Here is a 24,846-nt window from a genome sequence, read left to right as displayed (position 1 = left end):
GCAAAAGTAAATGGAGCGTTAAATTTTATTTTTATCTGTTAACGCTAATAAAAATAAATAATACGTTATATTTACTTTTTACTTTGTTTATCCAGCCAGGCTAAAATTTTTTGATAAAATTTAAAAAATTTTTTCTTATTATTAATCAAATAATTATAGCTAATTTAGCCGGTTTTTACGTACTAAAATTGCGTCTCTCATAAGCGACTATGATCCATATCAACTTTAGGAGTAAGACCCTTTGCTACTATTATTGCGTGCTATAATTATTCCAACATATAAGAGAGTGTTAGTATGAAAGCTGACAGCCCTTTTAATTTATTATCACCTGCTGATATGGCAAAAGTTGCCGATGATGCATGTTGTTATAAAGCAAACAAACATATCCCAACAACTTACTTATCTGCTTTTACTGCGGGAATGTTTATTTCAATTGCGTTTGTTTTTTATATTACAGCGACTACAGGCACCGCATCTGTTCCATTTGGTCTCGCTAAACTCGTTGGAGGAATTTGTTTCTCTTTAGGCTTAATGCTCGTGGTTGTTTGTGGTGCAGACTTATTCACTTCAACTGTACTCACCATTATTCCTAAAGCGACAGGACGTATTTCTTGGGCTAAGATGTTCGCTAATTGGATAAATGTCTATATTGGTAACTTTATTGGCGCCCTGTTCTTTGTTGCCTTAATGTGGTTTGCAGGTCAATATGCAGCAGCTAATGGGTTATGGGGTCTGAATGTATTACAAACTGCACAGCATAAAGTTGAGCACACCTTTATTGAAGCAGTTTGTTTAGGTATTTTAGCTAATTTAATGGTTTGTCTTGCAGTTTGGATGAGTTATGCAGGTCGAACTTTAATTGATAAACTCTTTGCACTTATTTTACCTATCGGTATGTTTGTGGCGAGTGGCTTTGAGCACAGTATCGCTAACATGTTTCTTATTCCTTTAGGTATTGTAATTAAGAATTTTGCACCGGCAGAATTCTGGACTACAGTAGGTGCATCACCAGAACAATTTTCAAATCTAACAGTATCAAATTTCCTCGTTGATAATTTATTGCCAGTCACTATCGGTAATATTATCGGCGGAGCAGTCCTAGTCGGTCTGGTATACTGGTTAATGCATCTGCGCGGCGATAAACATTAATCCGTGCAGTTATGACTGATTTCTTAAGTTCCATTGTAAAAAGGTAGAAGTATCATGTCTGATTTAAATGAAAAATTTGCTGAAGCATGGAAAGGTTTTTCTGAAGGTGAATGGCAGAACAATGTTAATGTTCGTGACTTTATTCAAAAAAACTATACTCCATATGAAGGCGACGAATCTTTCCTAGCAGGTTCCACTAAAGCAACTGATACACTTTGGGAACAAGTTATGGAAGGCATCAAAATTGAAAACCGCACTCATGCGCCGGTTGATTTTGATACTTCTGTTGCTTCAACTATCACTTCACACGATGCGGGTTATATCGAAAAAGATTTAGAACAAATCGTCGGTTTACAGACTGATGCACCTCTAAAACGTGCAATCATCCCATTCGGTGGGATCCGTATGGTTGAAAGTTCTTGCCACGCTTATAACCGTGAGCTAGATCCAGAGCTGAAAAAAATCTTTACTGAATATCGTAAAACACACAACCAAGGTGTATTCGATGTTTATACTCCAGACATCTTAAAATGCCGTAAATCAGGTATCTTAACTGGTCTGCCAGATGCTTATGGTCGTGGCCGTATCATCGGTGACTACCGTCGTGTTGCACTGTACGGTATCGAGTTCCTACGTAAAGACAAATTCGCTCAATTCACCTCTTTACAAGAAAAACTGGAAAAAGGTGAAGATCTGGAAATGACTATCCAACTGCGTGAAGAAATCGCAGAGCAGCACGCTGCATTAGGTCAAATCCAAGAAATGGCTGCGAAATATGGTTGTGATATTTCTCGCCCAGCTCAAAATGCGAAAGAAGCAGTACAATGGACTTACTTCGGTTACTTAGCCGCTGTTAAATCTCAAAACGGCGCAGCAATGTCCTTCGGTCGTGTATCTACTTTCTTAGATATCTATATCCAACGTGATCTCGATGCAGGTCTGTTGACTGAAGAACAAGCTCAGGAATTAATTGACCACTTAGTCATGAAATTACGTATGGTTCGTTTCTTACGTACTCCTGAGTATGATGAATTATTCTCTGGTGACCCAATCTGGGCAACAGAATCATTAGGTGGTATGGGTTTAGATGGTCGTACTTTGGTAACTAAGAATACTTTCCGTTTCTTAAATACCCTGTACACCATGGGTCCTTCACCAGAACCAAACATGACTATCCTATGGTCAGAACAACTGCCTATTAATTTCAAAAAATATGCAGCTAAAGTCTCAATCGATACTTCTTCAATCCAGTACGAAAATGATGACTTAATGCGTCCTGACTTCAACAGTGATGACTATGCAATTGCATGTTGTGTTAGCCCAATGGTTGTGGGTAAACAAATGCAGTTCTTCGGTGCTCGTGCAAACTTAGCTAAAACCTTACTGTATACCATCAATGGTGGTGTGGATGAGAAACTGAAAATCCAAGTAGGTCCAAAACACGCACCTATCATGGACGAAGTGTTAGACTTTGATACTGTGATGAACCGTATGGATCAATTTATGGATTGGTTAGCAACTCAGTATGTTACTGCACTGAATGTTATCCACTACATGCACGATAAATACAGCTATGAAGCAGCACTGATGGCACTTCATGACCGTGATGTATACCGTACTATGGCTTGTGGTATCGCAGGTCTATCTGTTGCGGCTGACTCACTGTCTGCTATCAAATATGCAAAAGTATCACCAATCCGTGATGAAAACGGTTTAGCCGTAGACTTCAACATTGAAGGTGAATACCCACAATTTGGTAACAACGACTCTCGTGTTGATGATATCGCTTGTGACTTAGTTGAACGTTTCATGAAGAAAATTCAGAAACTGCACACTTACCGTAACGCAGTGCCAACTCAGTCAATTCTGACCATCACTTCAAACGTTGTGTATGGTAAGAAAACAGGTAACACTCCAGACGGTCGTCGTGCTGGCGCACCATTCGGACCAGGTGCTAACCCAATGCATGGCCGTGACCAAAAAGGTGCAGTTGCTTCATTAACTTCAGTTGCTAAACTGCCATTTGCTTACGCGAAAGATGGTATTTCTTATACCTTCTCTATCGTACCTAACGCGTTAGGTAAAGATGATGATGTTCGTAAAGCAAACCTTGCAGGTCTGATGGATGGTTACTTCCATCATGAAGCGGATATCGAAGGTGGCCAACATCTGAATGTTAACGTAATGAATCGTGAAATGCTGTTAGAAGCAATGGAAGATCCTGAGAAATATCCTCAATTAACTATCCGTGTTTCTGGTTATGCAGTCCGTTTCAACTCATTAACTAAAGAGCAGCAACAAGACGTTATCACTCGTACATTCACTCAAACAATGTAATTTGATAACTCATGCATTTATTTACTGAGAAAGTAGATAAAATCGCTTAGAATAAAGGCCCCTACTTTGGGGCCTTTTTATCTAGACAGTTTTGGAGTAACCCTGTTATGTCCGTACTTGGTCGTATCCACTCATTTGAATCCTGCGGTACTGTTGACGGTCCCGGAATACGCTTTATTGTTTTCTTTCAAGGATGCCTAATGAGATGCCTCTATTGTCACAACCGTGACACATGGGATACTCATGGTGGGCAAATCGTCACAGTTGATGAATTAATGAAAGAGGCAGTGACTTATCGTCACTTTATGAATGCCTCTGGTGGTGGCGTTACTGCTTCTGGTGGTGAAGCTATCTTACAAGCAGAATTTGTACGTGATTGGTTCCGTGCTTGTAAAAAAGAAAATATCCATACCTGCTTAGATACTAACGGTTTTGTACGCCGTTATGATCCTGTCATCGATGAATTAATGGACGTGACTGATTTAGTCATGCTGGATTTAAAACAAGTGAATGATGACATTCACCAAAAACTGGTTGGTGTTTCTAACCAACGTACACTGGAATTCGCCCGCTATTTAGCTAAACGAGGCCAAAAAACCTGGATACGTTACGTGGTTGTGCCCGGTTGGTCTGATGATGATGATTCTGCTCATCGTTTAGGCGAATTTATAAAAGATATGAAAAATATCGAAAAAGTCGAGCTTCTCCCTTACCACGAATTAGGTAAACATAAATGGGTTGCTTTAGGAGAAGAGTATAAACTCGATGGTATTCATCCACCGTCAAAAGAGACGATGGAAAATGTTAAAGCAATTATTGCATCTTATGGTCATAAAGTGATGTATTAAGCTTTTATACACCCCCATTTTAAAAAGCAGTGCACAATGTACTGCTTTTTTTATGTAAAACTGCCATCAAGTTTTCCCCTCCCTGCGGCATGTTCTTTTGAGAAAGCGCCAGCCACTAAATTAAAAAATATTGTTTTCCATACCTCAAATAAAGATATTTTTAATAACGACCATTGCAGTTAATTATGACAATATAAAATTGTTACTCATTCTAATGGTCATTTAGAAGTTTCTAAGATTATCCTTAAGCATTCTTTAGTTTAATAGTATTGATTAATTACAAAATAAAAAGATATGATATGAATTATAAAAAGTTATATTTATAAACAATTAATTATTTTTAAGGCAGAGAAAAAAATGGAACAAGATAATAGTTCATCGCTTACGGAGCCAGAAGAGGTGTTTACGCCAGTTCCTCTACAAAGAGGTGCTTCAGGGGCAACCGAGTGGTTAGGTATTGGCTGGGATTTAGTTAAAGAGCGCTTTTTTATGTGGGTAGGCGCTGTAATTATTTACTTTCTTGTTAACTTAATTATCTCATCTATCCTTGGATTTATCCCACTTATTGGGCCGATTATCTCCCCGTTTATTTCAGCTGTATTAGTTGCCGGGCTTATGATGATAGCCCATCAGCAATATGAGACTGGTCAGCTAAATCTGGATAATTTATTTTCTGGTTTCCAGAACAAACGCTACCTTAGCATCATGGGTGCTTATGGTATTAGTGTGCTTATTATCTTAGCAGGCTTTATTTTAGCACTATTAATCAGTGGTTCATTATTGATGGAAGTTGCTCAAGCCGCTCTTAATGATGCACCAACCTACTATATTCAAGGCTTATTGGCTGATAACCTGACACCAATTACGTTTTCTTCTATCATTATTATCATTTTTAGCTTAATCAGTACTGCCTCTTATTGGTTTGCCCCTGCCTTAATTTTAGTAAATGACTATAAAGCTATCCCTGCCGTTAAAGCCAGTTTTATGGCGGTTAAAAACAACTTATTTGGTGGCTTTCTATTCTTTGTGCTGTTAAGCATCATTATTGGCTTGAGTATTATCCCATTTGGATTAGGCTTATTTATCACTATTCCACTCTCTTTTACTGCAATGTATGGATCATATCGCCATATTTTCTATCAGAAAAATATGGGTAATATGACTAATAACCATACTGATAACAATGACAATAATGGTGATGGTGGGAATAAAGTTTCTTTAAATAAAACCGCAGAATCGAATATCGGTAAATTAGTCAGTTAAATATTTTATAATTTTGGATAACCCAAAAACAGCCACCTAATTAATGGATGGCTGTTTTTTTATTAATATAACTTAGCTGGCAAATGGATTTTTATTATCATAAGATTGATTAAATAATACATCAGAATTTAAGTAATGATAAATTTCGTCAACTATTTCTATCCCCTCTTTTTCGCTTCTCTGCGCTGCAAGCTGACTATTTTCCCCAGGATATAATACCCGTTCAAAACCGACTGCAGGCTTAATACTATGTAGCTCAGCCATTACTTGAGAAATGTGTTTTTTAAATAAATCAGCATCAGTGAAGAAAGCAGGATTAATCACAATGTGGAGCTGGCCTAATTCACGACCTTGTGTCAAATCATGATACATAGAGCTAACATGTTTACCAAAAGGTAATCCTAATAAAATGCCAGACAATACATCAACCATCATCATCAAGCCATACCCTTTTGGTCCCGCAATAGGTAATAAACCTTTTACTGCAAAGGGATCACAGGTTGGTTTGCCCGCTTCATCTACCGCCCATGTGTCAGGAATGTCACTATGTTTAGCCCGCGCATCGAGAATTTTACCCCATGCCTGCACCGTCGTCGCCATATCAAAGGTAATAGGTTTATCATCTGCACTCGGGGCTGAAAAAGCGATAGGATTAGTGCCATAATAAACTTCAGATCCACCAAATGGCACTACCATAGGATCCGATTGGCAAAGTGAAATACCAATCATTCCAGATGCAGAGGCTTGTTCTACAAAGTAGGATAACGCCCCACTATGACCAATACGCCTAACCCCAACAACAGCAATGCCTTTCTCTTGTGCCATATTAATCGCGTGCTCCATGGCCTGCTTAGCAGCAACATGTCCAGCACCATTATCACCATCAAAAATCGCACTACAAGGTCCTGTCTCTTGATAAGTAAACTTAGGATGCGTATTTGTTCCTCCCTTACTAATGCGCTCAGCATAATATTCCACACGTACAGCACCATGGGAATGAATTCCTTTCACATCAGCATGAACTAATACATCGGCAACAATGTCTGCATGGTTTTCATTCAGTCCTGCATTATGTAACTTATTTTTGATTAATTGGTGTAACTGCTGTTTAGAAATTATCATACAATAGGCTCTTTAGTAGGGTTCTAAATAAATAGAAACGTCATAAGATAATTGAAATTAACTTGAGCGATAATTTTAATGTAGCAGTATAGAGATGATCTGCTGTGATCAGTTTAACCAATAGCGAATTGCATTATATTTTTATTTAATCTCACTTATTTTAGTAAGAATTTTTTAATAATCATCTGTTTTTTCTGCACCTGATAACTGTTATTAAATAATATTAAGAGCAATAAAACGCTCTTTTATTAAAAAAATCATCAGTAAAAAACTACCTGCTATTATTTATTAATAATGTCACCCTTCATCTGTATTAAAGAGAAAAAATGATATGTTTCTTTTGATCATTTAAGTCCATTTAGGTAGTCTGTAATAACAATTATTATTTGTGGAATAAAGAATGATAAATAAAGAAATGTTAAAGAACCTAAAGTATTTTGAAAAAACACCATTGATTCATCATATTAATTATTCCCTAACTGAAGATGCTAAAAAAAATATACTAAACGGCTGGTTACCTGCATGTATGGAAGATAAATGGCTTTCATATAGTATAGAAAACTGTGTCTATGTTCATCGCAGTTGGAGTGGCCATTTAATGTATAAATTCACTATTGATAATAACACCATTGATTTTATAGAAATTGCAATGGACGATTTTGTTGATATGACAAATGAAAGAAAAATAGAAGTATTCTTCTCTTTGTTGCCTTACTTATCTCAACCTCATTGAAGTATTAGATACTGAAGCTAGTATATAGCCAGAATATAAAACATTAATAAAATTATACTCAGGTTAAAAGGTTAATAGAAATTACCACCACTAGTCTTTTGATGCTCTTTATACCATTAAAAAACCCCCTGTTTAATAGGGGGTTTTAATATTATAACCACTGAGTAATTAGGTTTTTATTAACCAATATACTCAAGGCCATTCATATAAGGACGTAAAACTTCTGGAATTTCAATACGACCATCAGCGGTTTGATAGTTTTCCATAATGGCGACTAAAGTACGCCCTACAGCTAAACCTGAACCATTTAAAGTGTGCACAAGTTGAGTTTTCTTGTCACCTTTAGCACGGAAACGTGCTTGCATACGGCGTGCTTGGAAATCCCAGCAGTTAGAGCATGAAGAAATTTCACGGTAGGTATTTTGTGCCGGTACCCACACTTCTAAGTCATAGGTTTTACGTGCACCAAAGCCCATATCACCTGTACAAAGTACCACTTTACGGTAAGGCAGATTGAGCAATTGCAACACTTTCTCTGCATGGCCAGTTAGCTCTTCTAATGCATCCATTGATTTTTCAGGATGTACAATTTGTACTAACTCTACTTTATCAAATTGGTGCATACGGATCAGACCACGTGTATCACGGCCATAAGAGCCCGCTTCTGAGCGGAAACATGGCGTATGTGCAGTCATTCGCAATGGTAGTTCGTCTTCTTCGAGAATAACGTCTCTAACCATATTGGTAACAGGTACTTCTGCTGTTGGGATCAGCGCATATTGGCTTTCAGACTCTTCTTCAAGTGGTTTGGTATGGAATAAATCACCACTGAATTTAGGTAACTGTCCTGTGCCATATAAAGTGGCATGGTTAACTAAATAAGGCACATACATTTCTTGATAGCCATGTTGTTCTGTATGCAAGTTCAGCATGAACTGGGCGATCGCGCGATGTAAACGTGCAATTTGACCTTTCATCACAACAAAACGTGAACCGGTGATTTTCACGGCAGATGGGAAATCTAAACCATCTGTAAGTTCACCTAGAGTAACGTGATCTTTTAATTCAAAGTCATAAGTCTTTGGTTCACCCCAACGAAATACTTCAACGTTCTCGCTGTCATCTTTACCATTAGGCACAGAGTCATGAGGCAGATTCGGTAAAGTTAACGCATAGTCACGAATGTCGGCTTGCAGTTTATCTAATTCCGCTTTTGCCGCTTCAAGTTTTTCACCTAATTGGTTAACTTCCTGACGAAGTGGCTCAATATCTTCACCACGCGCTTTAGCAGCACCAATAGACTTCGATCGGGAATTACGTTCTGCTTGCAGGGATTCTGTTTCAACCTGTAACACCTTACGGCGTTCTTCTTGTTGACGAATTTTTTCCACATCGAGGGTAAACCCCCTGCGAGCCAGTTTTTCGGCGACCGCGTCTAGCTCATTACGCAGTAGATTTGGATCGAGCATGCTTATCCTGTGCTTATTGATAGATTAATAAAAACCTTATCTCCTATCATTCTCTTGTTTACCTATCGCGAAGATACCTGAGATAAGGGGTAGTTAAAAAAATTACTAATGATTGAATAACCTTACCGCATCTTTACAATTTGCGATAGCGTTTTGTCACACTATTTTGATCTTGCTGAGAAAGCCAGTCTAATTTCTCAGCAAGCTTGATCTCTAACCCTCGATTAACAGGGTGATAATAACGCGTTTGTGCCATTTCAGCCGGAAAATAGACCTCTCCTGCCGCATAAGCATTAGGTTCATCATGAGCATAGCGATACTCTGCACCTAAGCCCATCTCTTTCATTAATTGCGTTGGCGCGTTACGTAAATGTGCAGGTACATCATAATCAGGTTTACTTTTCGCATCTGCCAGTGCGGCTTTATAAGCGGTATACACGGCATTACTTTTCGGCGCACAAGCAAGATAAACAATCGCTTGTGCTATCGCACGTTCACCTTCTGCAGGGCCTACCCGCGTAAAGCAATCCCATGCAGCGATGGCAACTTGCATAGCACGCGGATCTGCATTACCGACATCTTCTGAAGCAATAGCCAGTAAGCGACGAGCAACATACATTGGATCTCCCCCCGCAGTGATGATACGAGCATACCAATAAAGTGCTGCATCAGGTGCCGAGCCACGTACTGATTTATGCAAAGCAGAGATAAGATCGTAAAATCGATCACCTTTATTATCAAAACGGGCGCTACGTTCACCACTAATTTCTTTTAGTAATTCCGCTGTTAGTGTTCGTTTGCCTTGGCTATCGACTTCTGCCATATCAGCCATCATTTCAAGCAGGTTGAGTGAACGGCGCGCATCGCCATTGACTAATTCAGCAATCATTTTGCGTGTATTATCAGGTAAAATAATATTACGCCCACCTAATCCACGTTCAGTATCATCTAATGCTTGCTGTAATACCTGTTCAATGTCTGTTTCTGTCAATGAGCGTAGCAGGTAAACTCGTGCACGTGATAGCAGTGCCGAATTTAATTCAAAAGAAGGGTTTTCCGTTGTTGCACCAATAAAAGTGATAGTGCCATCTTCAATATGTGGCAAAAAAGCGTCTTGTTGGCTTTTATTAAAACGATGAACTTCATCAAAAAATAGGATGGTTCTACGCCCCGCATTTCTATTTTGGTGCGCTATGTCAATGGCGGCCCTGATCTCTTTGATCCCTGACGTCACCGCAGAAAGTCTTTCTATATCCGCTTGGGCATAGCGCCCGATAATTTCAGCTAATGTGGTTTTTCCTGTACCCGGAGGTCCCCATAAGATCATTGAATGCAATTGGCCTGCTTTTATCGCCCGTGGTAGCGGTTTACCTTCAGCGAGTAGATGCTTCTGCCCAATATACTGTTCTAATGTTTCAGGCCGCATTCTCGCGGCCAGAGGTTGAAATTCATTTTGTGAAAAGTCGAGTGATAAATTACTCAAAATAGCCTCACTAGCGTTGGTCATCCACCGTCACACCCGCGGGTGGTGTAAAGCGGAACGCTGATGCATCAATGGGGGCGACCTTTTGTGCCGTTAATTGGTATTGGCTGACTTGCCCATCTTGCTCTGTAGCCGCAAATTGTTGGATTTGACCATTAGGTGAAACGGTAATAGAAAAGTGCTTTAAATTGTTCTCTGTTTTAGGGGTTAATTCAAAGCGATCACCATTTTGCTTAACATCGTAATTTTGCCATTCTTTACTATCATTACGCGCAATCAACATAAAAGGGGTATTCGTTGTGGCACTCTCTAACCAAGTTGCCGTCACTTGTTCGACAAATGGGTTATAAAACCACAATGTTTTACCATCAGAAATTAGTGTGCTCTCATCCGGTGCCGTCATTTGCCAATTAAACAGATCAGGACGCTGTACTTTTAAATGTCCTTCCCCTTTTTGAATTAACGCACCTTCGTTACTGGTCACCGTTTGACTAAAGTTAGCCTGAAAGCTATTCACTTTATTAAGACGTTGTTGTAAGTCTTGACGAGCATCCGCCCAAGCGGCTTGGCTACCAAACAACGCGATAGCACAGACTGTGAGTAATACTTTTTTCATTCAACACGCCTCTGACTGAGATTACGCCGACATCATGTCGGCGTATAAGTTATAGTGATAATTATTAGATTATCATGCTGATTTAAGAGCTGATAACTCTGTTTTCAAGATCTTACATTTCTGCTGGCGGTGGTGATAATACATCACGCGTATTATTGTGATTAGGTGCACTGACAATACCCTGCATCTCCATCTGCTCAACAATTCTGGCTGCACGGTTATAGCCTATTCTAAATTGACGCTGTACACCGGAAATGGAGACTCGCTGTTTTTCAACCACAAATTCTACGGCCTGATCAAATAGCGGATCAAGCTCTTCACCATCATCATAACCACCACCATTGCCACCTTCGCCTTCTTCACCACATTTGGTAATGGCTTCAATATATTGAGGTCGGCCACGTGCTTTCCAGTCTGTTGCAACCGCATGTACTTCATCATCGCTGACAAATGCACCATGTACACGCTCTGGCATATAGCCATTAGGGGCATAAAGCATATCACCCATACCTAACAAGGATTCGGCACCACCTTGGTCTAAAATAGTGCGCGAGTCGATTTTACTCGATACGGTAAATGCGATGCGACTTGGAATATTCGCTTTAATTAAACCAGTAATAATATCCACTGAAGGGCGCTGAGTGGCTAATACTAAGTGAATTCCCGCCGCACGTGCTTTCTGTGCTAAGCGAGCAATTAATTCTTCCACTTTTTTACCCGCGGTCATCATTAGATCAGCAAACTCATCGACGATGACCACAATATAAGGCTCTTTTTCTAACATAGGCAACTCAGGTGCCATGCTGTCAGAAGGTTTCCATAGTGGATCTGGAATTGGACGCCCCATGGCTTCCGCTTCTTTAATTTTTTCGTTATAGCCCGCAAGGTTACGTACCCCTAATGCGGACATTAATTTATAACGGCGTTCCATTTCTGCGACACTCCAGCGCAAAGCACTCGCAGCATCTTTCATATCTGTCACCACTTCGGTTAACAGATGCGGAATACCTTCATAAACAGATAATTCCAACATTTTCGGGTCAATCATAATAAAGCGTACATCTTCTGGCTTCGCTTTATAGAGAATGCTGATGATCATCGCATTCACCCCAACAGATTTACCCGAACCTGTAGTACCTGCAACCAGTAAGTGAGGCATTTTAGCCAAGTTAGCAACCACAGGTTGCCCACCGATATCTTTCCCTAATACCACAGTTAATGGTGAACGACTGTCACGGAATGCATCACTATCTAATAGTTCACGCATATAGACGGTTTGGCGTTTTTTGTTTGGTAACTCAAGTCCAACATAAGGTTTGCCCGGTATAACTTCAACAATACGCACTGCCGTCGTGGAAAGTGAACGTGCTAAGTCGCGGGATAGATTTGAAATACGTGCAGCTTTTACACCTGGCGCTAGCTCTAGCTCAAAACGGGTGATCACCGGGCCCGGTGAAATGCCAACCACTTTTGCTTTAACACGGTAGTCATTTAAACGCGCTTCAATTAACTTACCAATACGCTCAAGCTCAAACATATCAACAGGTTCATCATCCATAGGAGGAGAGGTTAATAAGTCAAGTGATGGCATTGGTGTTGTTGGTTTTTGTAACGGCCTATCATTGCGCATTAATAACGGATGAATTAATGACTGTTGCTGTTGCTGTTGCTGTTGCTGTTGCTGTTGCTGTTGCTGTTGCTGTTGCTGTTGCTGTGCAAAATGTTGAGCCATCTGTGCTTGAGGCTCAATAGGTGTTTGCCCTACAGAAGATACAGAAGATACTGGCTCTGCAGGGGTTACCATCGGCGTAAAAACAGGCTCTGCAGGCTCTTCATCTAACAAATCATCCACCGGTGATAACGAGCCTAATGCATCAAGATTTTCTTGTAACTCGATAGTCGGTGTGTATTCCTCTTCTTCATCATCACGAGGTGATACTTGTAAGAATGCATCACTGTTAGGATAAAGAGTGCTGTTATCAGTCTGTTGAGTAACAGGGGTAGATTGAGACGCAAAAGAGTGCTGAATATGGGGATGATACCCTTGTGCCGAGGCTGGCGTTTCGGATGCTCCAGTCGTGACTGATGGCAATACCTCGTCATCTTCATCCTGTAAAACATCCTCACCGTAGCGTTCTTGCAGTTGTTGCTTAAACTGCTCAGCGAGGTGTTGTTCATACTCATCACTCTCCTCTTCTGTTTCTTGCGCAGAAAAGGTATGGGTATCAATGAAAGGTTGATTATCAGACTCGTCATAGGTTGACTGCGAGCTAGATGTCGCTGATGACATCGTGATGGTTGGCTCAACATTTTGTGTTGCTGATGTATCCTCACCATAGCGCTCACGTTGTTGCTCAAGAAATTGCTGACGTAACGATTGTTCGAAATTAGCCTGCTCTTGTATATCCGCTAAATCGTCTTCATGATCTTGTTGAAGCGCTTCTTCACGGCGGCGTAATTCCGCCTCACGTTGTGATGGGATACGAATACCATAAAGCTCTCGACGCGTTGGTAATCGTACAGGATTTGGTCGAGGTAATTCAGGCCCTAATCCTTGTTTAACTTGTGCACCGTGACTGACTATTGCTGCTGTTGCCACACTGGCAACACCGGCGGCTGTTTGAGTTAATGAAGCTGAATTGCTATCTGTTGATGTAGCTGATGTAGCAGATGGCGTAAATAATGATGCACTATGGTCGCTATTATCCGCCGCTGTTTTTTGCGAGACAATTGGCGCTTCGTTTGTCTCAATAGGTTTGTTTTCCGTCAATGGCATGGTTGTCGGTACTTCTTTTGTCACGACACTATTGTCTGCCATAGAGTCAGAGGAATGCGCTTGTTGCTTAAGAAATGCCGATGGTATTTCAAAGCGATAGTGTTCAGGTTCAGGCTCAGTGACTGGGCTAGCGTCATGAGTAGCCATAATGGATGGCGGTGTTACTTCTGCATCATGGGTTGTGGCATGCGTCGGTTGTTGATTATCAACAATATGCTCTGCACGCTCTTTGCTCTCGTGCGCCTCAGCGATAACCGTCTCTGTGGCTGAAATCGTTGGAGTTGCAGATCCGCTAGCAACTTCTGGAGTTTCAGTTATATCATCATGTTGTGGAGTGATCGCCATTTCTTGCTGACGCGCTAACTCAAGGGCGGAAGGCGCAGAAAAGAGAATATCATCACTATCTGGCTCTACTTGCGCAGAAAGTTGATGTTCTGGCTGGATGTTGTTATCCACCAGCGCCTCAGGATCTGCCTGAGCAGGATCGGCGGGTTCTTCATAATCATCATAATCAATATCTTTTTGACCACGATTAGTAATAAAAGCAACCGCACCTAAGATAACCGCACCAATCTTTTCGGTAATCGTCAGCCATGACCAGCCAGTAAATAGCGTAAAGCCTATCGCCCATACTGATAGTAGCGCCAGTGTTGCACCTAGCATATTAAACCAAGGTAGCAATGCCTTGCTAAATAAGCTACCAATCACCCCACCAGAGCTAAAATTGTAGATATCATCAAAATTAAGATCAGCTAACGCACAAGATGTAAGAACCAGAGCCAAGGCACCAATTGTACGTAATGCAAGGGAGAAAAAATCTGTGTATTCACGATTTTTTTGATGACGTAATGCATTCCAGCAACCAAATACCACCACAATAGGGATTGCATAAGCGAGCAAGCCAAATGCTGAAAAAAGGATATCAGCAAGCCATGCACCAATATTGCCACCTAAGTTTTGAATAGGTTCATTCCACGTGGTTTGTGACCAACTCGGATCGGCTGGATGGAAGCTCAGTAAAGAAATCATTAAAAAGATAGCACCAATGCCTATCAAAATAAGAAGGGCTTCCCAAATACGACGGCGGTTACTTATCTTAGTAAAACGAATATTTTTATCTTCTGTATATTCCTGGCTCAAAGAGGGCTCTCCAGGTTTCACTTAAGGTTTAAACGGAACAACGCTGAGATAACCCAGCGTTGAAACTGTATACATAAACAGGAGTGTACCTAACTTTATCCTGTTTTGCACTAACCTATTAGCAGGCTTAGCGTGTTTTAATCACTAGGCGATTGCTTTGTTTTACTTCTTCCATCACCACATAAGTGCGGGTGTCGTTTACACCAGGAAGACGTAATAGCGTTTCGCCTAATAATTTACGATAAGCAGACATATCAGGTACACGAGTTTTCAACAGATAGTCAAAGTCACCAGAAACTAAATGACATTCTTGGATCTCTTCAAGTTTTTGAACAGCCATATTAAATTGTTCAAAGACATCTGGTGCACCACGGTTTAATGTGATTTCCACAAATACCAACAGAGATGCATCTAGGTAATGGGGGTTTAATAGCGCAGTATAACCAGAAATAAATCCTTGGCGTTCTAATCGGCGTACACGCTCTAAACATGGAGTTGGTGATAAACCAACGCGTTTAGACAGCTCAACGTTTGAGATACGACCATCTTTCTGAAGCTCATTTAGAATATTCCGGTCTATTCTATCAAGATCTTTACCCGGACGTTTTTTATTATCAATCATCTCTATACTCTCTTTCTCTTTTTCTCTTACTTTATTTTCCTATACCCATACCTGTACACCTTCAGCATCATATTGAGACCTCGGTATCAAACGGTCAGAGCAAACTACCAATCTATTTTTATTTAATGCCAGATAAAACAATCATTTTATCCAAATTCTTATCTATTCATCTTGCAAAAGCACTATCCTATACCCTGTCTGTCTAAAAATAATACCTATTACGTCTGAGGATAATTATCTTTTACAGTCATGTTTTCGCAAATGTACAGCGGATTGTCAAAGCAAATGAGCAAAAATCAGAACAAGGCGCTATGTTATTGTCTATATATGCAAGATAAACAGCAATTGTAAAGCAAAATGTTTCAGGTTAATTCGATGATGTTAACGCAATATAACTCTATAATTATTAAACTATATTACTATTAACTATTGCTAAAATAGTTAAAATATTATCGCTATTTCCCTTTCTTGGCTTTTTTTAACGTCTTATTTCTCCTACAATCGCTCAATTCGCATCAAGCCTAATCAAAGATGAGGTATCCATGAGCACCATCAAACATAGCAAACTTATTATTTTAGGTTCAGGTCCTGCCGGCTATACTGCAGCAGTTTATGCAGCACGAGCTAACCTAGAACCCGTGCTGATTACGGGTGTTGAAAAAGGAGGACAGCTCACTACCACAACTGAAGTTGAAAACTGGCCTGGCGACCCTGAAGGATTAACTGGTCCTGGTTTAATGGATCGCATGTTTCAGCACGCTGAAAAATTTAATACCGAGATTATCTCTGACCATATCAACAAAGTCGATCTGAAAAACCGACCTTTCCGCCTATTTGGTGATGAACAAGAATATACTTGTGATGCCTTGATCATTGCAACAGGGGCATCAGCACGTTATATCGGTTTACCTTCTGAAGAAGCATTTAAAGGCCGTGGTGTTTCTGCCTGTGCAACCTGTGATGGCTTTTTCTATCGTAACCAGAAAGTTGCTGTTGTCGGTGGCGGTAATACTGCCGTAGAAGAAGCACTGTATTTAGCAAATATCGCCTCAGAAGTGCACCTAATCCACCGCCGCGATTCATTCCGCTCTGAAAAAATCTTAATTGACCGTTTAATGGACAAAGTTAAGAATGGCAATATCATTTTGCATACCGATCGTACCTTAGATGAAGTGTTAGGTGATGATATGGGGGTCACTAAAGTGCGCTTAAAAGATACGAAAAGTGATAAAACCGAAGAGCTAGAGGTCATGGGCGTCTTTATTGCTATTGGTCATAGCCCTAACACGGCAATTTTTGAAGATCAATTAGCCTTAGATAACGGTTACATTAAAGTTCAATCCGGTACGCAAGGCAATGCTACCCAAACATCTATTGAAGGTGTTTTTGCCGCAGGTGATGTAATGGATCATATTTATCGTCAAGCCATTACCTCAGCTGGTACAGGTTGTATGGCTGCTTTAGATGCAGAACGTTACTTAGACGCACTAAAATCTAACTAAAATCCTCACTTCCTTTCAAGGCGCTATTTCAGTAGCGCCTTTTACCATGTAACATACTAGCTTGGTCGTTAAAGAGTAATTATTATTCTTGGCGTTTTTGATACTTTGTATCTCACCTGCAGATTTGAATCTTTTCTCATGGATAAAACTAAACAAAATGAATTGGTTCGATGGCTGAAACAGCAAAGTGCTCCAGCCCGCCGTTGGTTACGGCTATCAATGATTTTAGGGGTAGTCAGTGGTTTATTAATTATTGCGCAAGCATGGTTATTAGCCATTCTACTACAAGCGTTCATTATGGATGGGCTAAGTCGTGATACACATACGACTACTTTCCTTATCCTTATCAGCATCTTTATTTTACGCGCTGTCGTGATGGCGATACGCGAACGTGTAGGCTATCGCTGTGGTATGGCGGTCAGACAGCAAATTCGCAAAATAGTACTTGATAGACTTGAAGCGCTAGGCCCTGTATGGGTCAAAGGCAAGCCCGCAGGAAGTTGGGCAACGATTATTCTAGAACAAATAGAAGATATGCAAGATTACTATGCGCGTTATCTACCGCAAATGTATCTCGCCTCTATTGTACCTTTGCTTATTCTTATTACCATTTTTCCTATTAATTGGGCCGCAGGATTAATTCTTTTTGTCACAGCCCCTCTTATTCCTTTATTTATGGCGTTAGTTGGCTTAGGCGCAGCAGATGCTAACCGGCGTAATTTTCTTGCCTTAGGTCGCTTAAGTGGCAACTTCCTTGATAGATTACGTGGTTTGGATACATTGCGCCTATTCAACCGTGGTGATGCAGAAGTAAAACAGATAACGGATGCAACGGAAGACTTTCGTAAGCGAACCATGGAAGTGCTACGTATGGCATTTCTCTCTTCTGGCGTATTAGAATTCTTTACCGCCGTATCCATTGCGGTCGTCGCGGTCTATTTTGGTTTTTCCTATCTTGGAGAATTGAGCTTTGGTGATTATGGGTTAGGCGTGACGTTATTTTCTGGTTTTTTAGCCCTGATCCTTGCCCCTGAGTTTTTCCAACCATTACGCGACTTAGGCACCTATTATCATGCTAAAGCACAGGCGGTAGGTGCAGCTGGCTCCTTGGTTGAGTTTTTAGAAGCCGAAGGTGAACAGCCCCAACCTACGGGGAATCAAACTATTAATACCGACCAAGGTATTGAAATAGTTGCCCAACAATTAGAAATTTTGTCACATCAAGGAGCCAAACTGGCAGGCCCTCTTAACTTTACCATTCATCCCAAACAGCGTATTGCACTGGTCGGGCAAAGTGGCGCAGGTAAGAGTTCATTACTTAATGTATTGTTAGGTTTTTTACCTTATCGTGGCTCATTAACCGTCAATGGTGTTGAGTTAACTCAACTCTCTCCACAGGCATGGCGCCAATGTATCAGCTGGGTGGGACAAAACCCTAACTTACCAGAGCAAACCCTGCTGGATAATATTCGTTTAAGTGATCCGAACGCCAGTGAAGCGAAGATAAATCAAGCTATTGAAAAAGCTTATGTAAGTGATTTTATTAACGAATTACCGGATGGTTTAAACACCATTATTGGTGATAATGCTGCCCGTCTTTCCGTTGGTCAAGCCCAACGTATTGCGGTAGCTCGCGCCCTTTTATCACCTTGTCACTTTTTATTATTAGATGAGCCTGCAGCAAGTTTAGACTCTCACAGTGAACAGCGCGTTATGCAAGCGCTTAATGAAGCTTCATTACATCAAACGACGCTGTTGATTACCCACTTATTAGAAGAAACGATGGAATATGATCAGATTTGGGTAATGGAAAAAGGGCAAATCATTGAAACTGGGACTTATCAGTCACTCAGTCAACAACATGGTGCCTTTGCTCGTCTTCTTGCTCATCGTAAAGAGGAACTTTGATCATGAGAGTACTGCTTCCTTTTCTCGCGTTATACCGTCGTCACTGGTTTATGCTGTTACTGGGTATTTTGTTGGCAATTTTAACATTATTAGCCAGTATCGGCCTTTTAACACTTTCTGGCTGGTTCTTAGCGGGCACGTCATTAGCGGGTTTTGCGGGCATTTATAGTTTTAACTATATGTTACCCGCCGCTGGGGTACGAGGTGCGGCAATATTTCGTACTGCGGGGCGTTATTTTGAGCGTCTTGTCAGTCATGATGCCACCTTTCGTGTACTCTCACACTTGCGTGTTTTCACTTTTAAGAAAATTTTACCGCTCTCTCCTGGGGGGATCGCCCGTTTTCGTCAAGGTGAATTACTTAACCGTTTAGTAGCTGATGTTGAAACCTTAGATCACCTTTATATTCGGGTGATCTCACCGATAATTGCCGCCTTTGTGGTTATCATGACCATTATGTTTGGGCTTGGGCTTATTGATGCTCGCTTAGCAAATACGCTAGGTGGTATTATGCTCACCCTGCTGGTGGTATTACCTTTTGTATTTTATTATGCCGGAAAGCCCATTGGTCGTGATCTCACAGACCTAAGAGGGCAATATCGCACCGTACTCACCAGTATGTTACAAGGGCAAGCTGAATTAACAATTTTTGGCGCCCTTCCCCGCTTTAGACAAAATTTAGCGCAACTTGAAGCACGCTGGCTGCGCCGTCAAGCACAACAAGCTAACTTAACTGGTTTATCTCAATCGCTAATGATTTTAGCCTCGGGATTAACCGCCACACTGATTTTATGGTTAGCTGCCGATGGTATTGATGCCCACTTTATGCCAGAAGCACTCATCGCTCTCTTTACTTTCTGTGCATTAGCGGCATTTGAATCGCTCGGCCCGGTGACTGTCGCATTTCAACATTTAGGGCAAGTCATGACATCGGCTACGCGTATTACACATTTAATTGAGCAACAACCCGATGTCACCTTCCCAGCCCAAGGGGGAGAGATAAAACCGAGCGCCTCATTAACACTACGGGATGTCTGCTTTACCTATCCTAATCAACCCATGCCTGTGATCAATCATGTTGATCTCACCATTGAAGCAGGACAACATGTGGCATTACTGGGTAAAACGGGTTGTGGTAAATCAACACTCTTACAATTAGTCAATCGCGCGTTCGATCCCTCTCAGGGCGTGATCACATTAAATCATTTATCTCTTGCTGATTATGATGAAGCGACATTACGTTCAATGATGTCTGTTGTACCTCAACGTGTGCATGTTTTTAGCCATACTTTAAGAGAGAACTTAATTATGGCAAAAGAAGATGCGACAGATGAAGAGCTTACTCATGTTCTACGCCAAGTTGGTCTTGAACAACTGGTCGAAAATGATGAAGGTTTAAATGCATGGATGGGTGATGGTGGAAGACAGCTTTCTGGAGGCGAACAACGACGTTTAGGGCTGGCAAGAGCCATACTCCATAATGCACCACTTATTTTACTTGATGAGCCAACAGAAGGTCTTGATGCAGATACAGAACAACAGATCCTCGCGCTATTACAGCAACATTGCCAAGGCAAAGCGGTATTAATGATCACCCACCGGCTTTCTGGGTTAGATAAAATGGATAAAATTTGTGTGATGGATGGCGGTCACATTGTCGAAACCGGCACGCATCGTCAGTTATTACAACAGCAAGGTCAGTATGCTAAATTTCATCAAAGACAAGCATTGTTAATGCCACATGATGAGGCGTAATATGCCGTTGTTTCAATTAGATGAACACGATGTGACTTTTCCTGCCCCCCATTTGGCTTTAAAAGAGCCAAGTGGGTTATTGGCAATTGGTGGCGATATTTCCCCTGCTCGTTTGAAAGAGGCTTATCAAACGGGGATTTTCCCTTGGTATACACCTCATGAAACGCCGTTATGGTGGTCACCCGATCCCCGAGCCGTCTTACCCGCAGGAACATTGCATATTGGTCGTACGTTACGTAAGTTTTTACGCCAAGCGCCTTATACCATCACCTTAAATCAGGCATTCTCTGATGTCATTGAGGCCTGTAGTGTACGTGATGAGGGAACTTGGATAGGCCCTGATATAAAAAACGGCTATCGGGCATTGCACCAACAAGGAGAAGCCCATTCGGTAGAAGTTTGGGAGGGCGACGAATTGGTCGGTGGTTTATATGGGGTTAACGTTGGTGCCGTTTTCTGCGGTGAATCAATGTTTAGTCGTCGAAATAATGCTTCTAAATGTGCCTTTGTTGCTTTTTATAACCATTTTCTGCGTTATGGGGGTCAACTATTTGATTGCCAAGTGTTAAACTCTCATACGGCAGCATTAGGTGCGATAGAAATTGCCAGAGATCGCTATTTAGAGGCGCTATCTCGTTGGAAAAAGGTGATTATTGATAAAAAGTGTTGGTATCAGCAATCGTTGGAATTATAATCACCACTCGTTTTTGTAAAGCCCATCAGATTTTAAATAGAATTTCACTGCTGTGGTCTATACAAAAATTCATCTTGCACATCCAAAGTGTGGTTTGGATGTTGTTATTTTATTGCAATAAATACCGCACAATAAAGAATTATGACTTGTGTTATTAACCTTGTTTTTCAGCAACTAAAACACAAGTAACGGTAAGGAATATTAACTTGTTAGCAAAGCAAACATCTTTGTTAACCAATAACATTCCTTTACATAGGACAATATTTTCGGCATTATCTTGCCGTTTAAAAAATATGGTTATTAAAACTTAGAGGATTAGATGGCCAAAGAAGACAACATTGAAATGCAAGGCACTGTACTGGATACTCTGCCAAACACGATGTTCCGTGTAGAATTAGAAAACGGACACGTCGTTACCGCTCATATTTCAGGAAAAATGCGTAAAAACTATATTCGTATCCTGACAGGCGACAAGGTTACCGTTGAGCTGACCCCATATGACCTGAGCAAAGGCCGTATCATCTTCCGTAGCCGTTGATCCCAATCCATTCTCTCCCGCAATATCATCATTTCGGGTGAAAAAAAACACCACAGGCAAAGCATGAATTGATGCTGACCTGTGGTGTCTGCTTTTTAGCCTAAGATAAACCGCTATTATTAAATAACGGTATCTTCTTTTTTAGCCAATTTTTCTTGGCTAGTAAATTGGTACTGTAATTTATTTTCTTGGTCATTTAAGGTCACAGAAACCGAGCCACCATTAACTAACGAGCCAAACAGAATTTCATTGGCTAATGGTTTTTTCAGATTTTCTTGAATTACGCGAGCCATAGGTCTTGCTCCCATTGCTTTATCGTAACCTTTATCACTTAACCATTGGCGAGCTTCTTGACTTACCTCTAGCGATACCCCTTTATCATCCAATTGAGCTTGTAACTCGACAATAAATTTATCGACCACCATAGCAATAATATCGGCTGATAGCGCATTAAACCAAATAATGCTATCTAAACGGTTACGAAACTCTGGGGAAAACGCTTTTTTGATTTCAACCATGGCATCAGTGCTATGATCTTGTTCAGTAAACCCTATCGATTTACGTTGCGTTTCATGAACACCCGCATTGGTTGTCATCACCAAAATCACATTACGAAAATCAGCTTTACGGCCATTATTATCAGTAAGTGTTCCGTTATCCATCACTTGTAGCAGAATGTTAAACACATCAGGATGTGCTTTTTCAATCTCATCAAGTAACACTACAGAATAAGGGTTTTTAATCACCGCATCTGTGAGTAATCCACCTTGATCAAAACCAACATAACCAGGAGGTGCCCCTATTAAACGGCTTACCGTATGTCGTTCCATATATTCAGACATATCAAAGCGCAGTAGCTTAATATTAAGCGCTTTCGCCAACTGGACCGTTACTTCTGTTTTACCCACCCCAGTTGGTCCGGCGAATAAGAAAGAGCCAACCGGCTTATTCTCTTGCCCTAAACCTGCTCGGCTCATTTTGATAGATTCAGCCAAGGCATGAATAGCTTGATCTTGACCGAACACCAACATTTTTAATTGGTTATCCAGATTTTTTAGCATTGACTTATCACTGCTAGAAACCGTTTTTTCTGGAATACGGGCAATTTTTGCTACTACCGATTCAATATCAGAGACATTAATCGTCTTTTTACGTTTACTTGGTGCAATTAAACGGGTTTTCGCACCGGCTTCATCAATAACATCAATGGCTTTATCAGGAAGGTGTCTATCAGTAATGTATTTAACCGATAAATCAACAGCTGCCTGAATGGCCTTATTGGTATAACGCACATCGTGATGTGCTTCATACTTCTGACGCAATCCCTTAATAATTAATACAGTTTCATCTGCCGAAGGCTCAATTACATCAATTTTTTGGAAACGACGAGCCAAGGCGCGATCTTTTTCAAAGATCTGACTAAATTCTTGATAAGTGGTTGAACCAATCACACGAATACGACCACTTGATAATAGTGGTTTAATTAAGTTAGCGGCATCAACTTGCCCACCAGAGGCGGCACCAGCACCAATGATGGTATGAATTTCATCGATAAATAAGATACTTTTTTCATCTTTTTCAAGTGTTTTCAATAACGCTTTAAAGCGTTTTTCGAAATCACCACGATATTTGGTTCCTGCTAATAAAGATCCAATATCAAGGGAATAGAGCGTACAGCCTTTCATCACATCAGGCACATCATTTTGTTCAATACGCCATGCGAGCCCTTCTGCAATTGCCGTTTTACCGACACCCGATTCACCGACCAGTAATGGGTTATTTTTACGTCGACGACATAAGACTTGTATCGTTCTTTCTAATTCCGCTTGACGACCGATAAGTGGATCAATTTTACCCTGACGCGCCAACTGGTTTAAGTTAGTGGTAAAATTATCCATGCGATCATCGCCTTGTGGCATCTCTTGTTGAGATTGTGCATTTATATCGCCCATATCAGACTGATCATCACTGTTTTGTTGATCATCTTTTAAAATGCCATGAGAGATAAAATTAACCACATCAAGACGGCTAACATCATGTTTACGTAGTAGATAAGCGGCGTGAGACTCTTGCTCACTAAAAATCGCCACTAGCACATTGGCACCGGAAACTTCATTTTTACCTGAAGATTGCACATGGAACACAGCACGTTGTAATACACGTTGGAAACTCAAGGTTGGCTGTGTTTCTCTATCGACATGCTCGGGTAAAATAGGTGTCGTTTTACGAATAAAGATTTCAAGCTCTTCGCGTAAGACTGCTAAATCGACTTTACAAGCTTCCAATGCTTCACGCGCCGATTTGTTACTTAATAGCGCCAGCAACAGGTGCTCTACAGTCATAAATTCGTGTCTGTTATCACGGGCTTTCGCGAATGCAATGTTAAGACTAAGCTCTAATTCGTGATTAAGCATAAGCACCTCCTCCTTAAAAGACTCACCGGACTACGCTTTTTCCAGTGTACACAAAAGTGGATGGCCATTCTCTCTGGCGTATTGATTCACTTGTGCAACTTTAGTTTCAGCGATATCCGCACTATAGACACCACACACTCCCTTCCCTTTATGATGAACGTCCAACATAATTTGTGTGGCTTTTTCTTCGTTAAGAAAAAAATACATTGTTAATACTTCTACAACAAAATCCATGGGGGTGTAATCATCATTATTCAAGATCACCTTATACATCGCAGGTGGCTCATTTAACTGAGAGACCTTCTCCCCTAGTGTAGTTTCTGTTAAAAAATCAAACTGACCCATTGTTATGTGTTACTCATTGGTTTGTTAAACGTCACGACTCACTATGACATTCAGTTTACCATCTCATAGGAAAGTCTGCCTATCAACGGTTTTTTATTAACTCTTTTTCTACCAAAATAAATAACAAAGCGTT

At 40.7% G+C, this 24,846-nt stretch carries 18 protein-coding genes; 10 read left to right on the top strand and 8 right to left on the bottom strand.

The window, feature by feature from the left end; genetic code table 11:
* Positions 1–294: 294 nt before the first annotated feature.
* The 4 genes from focA (at position 295) to AACU98_RS17225 (ending at position 5,597) form a co-directional block, all read left to right on the top strand.
* Positions 295–1,149: a formate transporter FocA gene (gene focA / locus AACU98_RS17240; RefSeq protein ID WP_004244577.1), complete on the top strand. Its 855-nt coding sequence runs from the start codon at positions 295–297 to the stop codon at positions 1,147–1,149.
* A gap of 54 nt (positions 1,150–1,203) precedes the next feature.
* Positions 1,204–3,486, top strand: coding sequence for a formate C-acetyltransferase (gene pflB, locus AACU98_RS17235; RefSeq protein ID WP_004244576.1), 2,283 nt, complete (start codon positions 1,204–1,206; stop codon positions 3,484–3,486).
* Between the two features lie 107 nt (positions 3,487–3,593).
* Entirely contained in the window at positions 3,594–4,334 is a 741-nt protein-coding gene (gene pflA / locus AACU98_RS17230) for a pyruvate formate lyase 1-activating protein (RefSeq protein ID WP_004244575.1), read from the top strand.
* 357 nt (positions 4,335–4,691) lie between these two features.
* Positions 4,692–5,597, top strand: coding sequence for a BPSS1780 family membrane protein (locus AACU98_RS17225; protein WP_004244574.1), 906 nt, complete (start codon positions 4,692–4,694; stop codon positions 5,595–5,597).
* 72 nt (positions 5,598–5,669) lie between these two features.
* Here AACU98_RS17225 and allD read toward each other — a convergent pair whose 3' ends face one another.
* Positions 5,670–6,719 carry an ureidoglycolate dehydrogenase gene (gene allD, locus AACU98_RS17220; protein ID WP_161735264.1) on the bottom strand — a complete coding sequence of 350 codons (1,050 nt, stop codon included), beginning with the start codon at positions 6,717–6,719 and terminating at the stop codon, positions 5,670–5,672.
* A 400-nt stretch (positions 6,720–7,119) separates the two neighbouring features.
* Between allD and AACU98_RS17215 the strand changes: the two genes are divergently transcribed.
* Positions 7,120–7,452, top strand: a complete 333-nt coding sequence (locus tag AACU98_RS17215; RefSeq protein WP_004244572.1) for a hypothetical protein — start codon at positions 7,120–7,122, stop codon at positions 7,450–7,452.
* Between the two features lie 179 nt (positions 7,453–7,631).
* Here AACU98_RS17215 and serS read toward each other — a convergent pair whose 3' ends face one another.
* From serS to lrp, 5 genes are all read right to left on the bottom strand, one after another.
* Entirely contained in the window at positions 7,632–8,921 is a 1,290-nt protein-coding gene (gene serS, locus AACU98_RS17210) for a serine--tRNA ligase (protein WP_004244571.1), read from the bottom strand.
* 133 nt (positions 8,922–9,054) lie between these two features.
* Positions 9,055–10,404 carry a replication-associated recombination protein A gene (locus AACU98_RS17205; protein ID WP_161735266.1) on the bottom strand — a complete coding sequence of 450 codons (1,350 nt, stop codon included), beginning with the start codon at positions 10,402–10,404 and terminating at the stop codon, positions 9,055–9,057.
* Positions 10,405–10,414: 10 nt separating this feature from the next.
* On the bottom strand, positions 10,415–11,020 hold the full coding sequence (gene lolA, locus AACU98_RS17200; protein WP_004244569.1) for an outer membrane lipoprotein chaperone LolA: 606 nt from the start codon (positions 11,018–11,020) through the stop codon (positions 10,415–10,417).
* 112 nt (positions 11,021–11,132) lie between these two features.
* Entirely contained in the window at positions 11,133–14,936 is a 3,804-nt protein-coding gene (locus AACU98_RS17195) for a DNA translocase FtsK 4TM domain-containing protein (RefSeq protein WP_161735262.1), read from the bottom strand.
* A 127-nt stretch (positions 14,937–15,063) separates the two neighbouring features.
* Positions 15,064–15,558 carry a leucine-responsive transcriptional regulator Lrp gene (lrp, locus tag AACU98_RS17190; protein WP_004244566.1) on the bottom strand — a complete coding sequence of 165 codons (495 nt, stop codon included), beginning with the start codon at positions 15,556–15,558 and terminating at the stop codon, positions 15,064–15,066.
* Positions 15,559–16,100: 542 nt separating this feature from the next.
* Between lrp and trxB the strand changes: the two genes are divergently transcribed.
* From trxB to infA, 5 genes are all read left to right on the top strand, one after another.
* The gene (gene trxB, locus AACU98_RS17185; RefSeq protein WP_004247618.1) at positions 16,101–17,060 is read left to right on the top strand and encodes a thioredoxin-disulfide reductase; all 960 of its coding nucleotides are present in this window, start codon (positions 16,101–16,103) and stop codon (positions 17,058–17,060) included.
* 138 nt (positions 17,061–17,198) lie between these two features.
* Positions 17,199–18,968 (top strand): heme ABC transporter permease/ATP-binding protein CydD, encoded by a 1,770-nt coding sequence (gene cydD, locus AACU98_RS17180; RefSeq protein WP_017628444.1) that lies wholly within the window; start codon positions 17,199–17,201, stop codon positions 18,966–18,968.
* Positions 18,969–18,970: 2 nt separating this feature from the next.
* Entirely contained in the window at positions 18,971–20,722 is a 1,752-nt protein-coding gene (gene cydC / locus AACU98_RS17175; RefSeq protein ID WP_004244562.1) for a heme ABC transporter ATP-binding protein/permease CydC, read from the top strand.
* Position 20,723: 1 nt separating this feature from the next.
* Positions 20,724–21,416, top strand: a complete 693-nt coding sequence (gene aat / locus AACU98_RS17170; protein WP_049203584.1) for a leucyl/phenylalanyl-tRNA--protein transferase — start codon at positions 20,724–20,726, stop codon at positions 21,414–21,416.
* Between the two features lie 319 nt (positions 21,417–21,735).
* Positions 21,736–21,954 (top strand): translation initiation factor IF-1, encoded by a 219-nt coding sequence (gene infA / locus AACU98_RS17165; RefSeq protein WP_004244560.1) that lies wholly within the window; start codon positions 21,736–21,738, stop codon positions 21,952–21,954.
* A 119-nt stretch (positions 21,955–22,073) separates the two neighbouring features.
* Here infA and clpA read toward each other — a convergent pair whose 3' ends face one another.
* Positions 22,074–24,368, bottom strand: coding sequence for an ATP-dependent Clp protease ATP-binding subunit ClpA (gene clpA / locus AACU98_RS17160; RefSeq protein ID WP_036894527.1), 2,295 nt, complete (start codon positions 24,366–24,368; stop codon positions 22,074–22,076).
* A 30-nt stretch (positions 24,369–24,398) separates the two neighbouring features.
* Positions 24,399–24,713: an ATP-dependent Clp protease adapter ClpS gene (gene clpS / locus AACU98_RS17155; RefSeq protein WP_004244558.1), complete on the bottom strand. Its 315-nt coding sequence runs from the start codon at positions 24,711–24,713 to the stop codon at positions 24,399–24,401.
* Between the last annotated feature and the right edge of the window lie 133 nt (positions 24,714–24,846).

It is taken from the genome of Proteus sp. G4380, assembly GCF_963885725.1.
Classification (GTDB): Bacteria; Pseudomonadota; Gammaproteobacteria; order Enterobacterales; family Enterobacteriaceae; genus Proteus; species Proteus mirabilis.
This window is presented reverse-complemented; position numbering and strand designations above follow the sequence as displayed.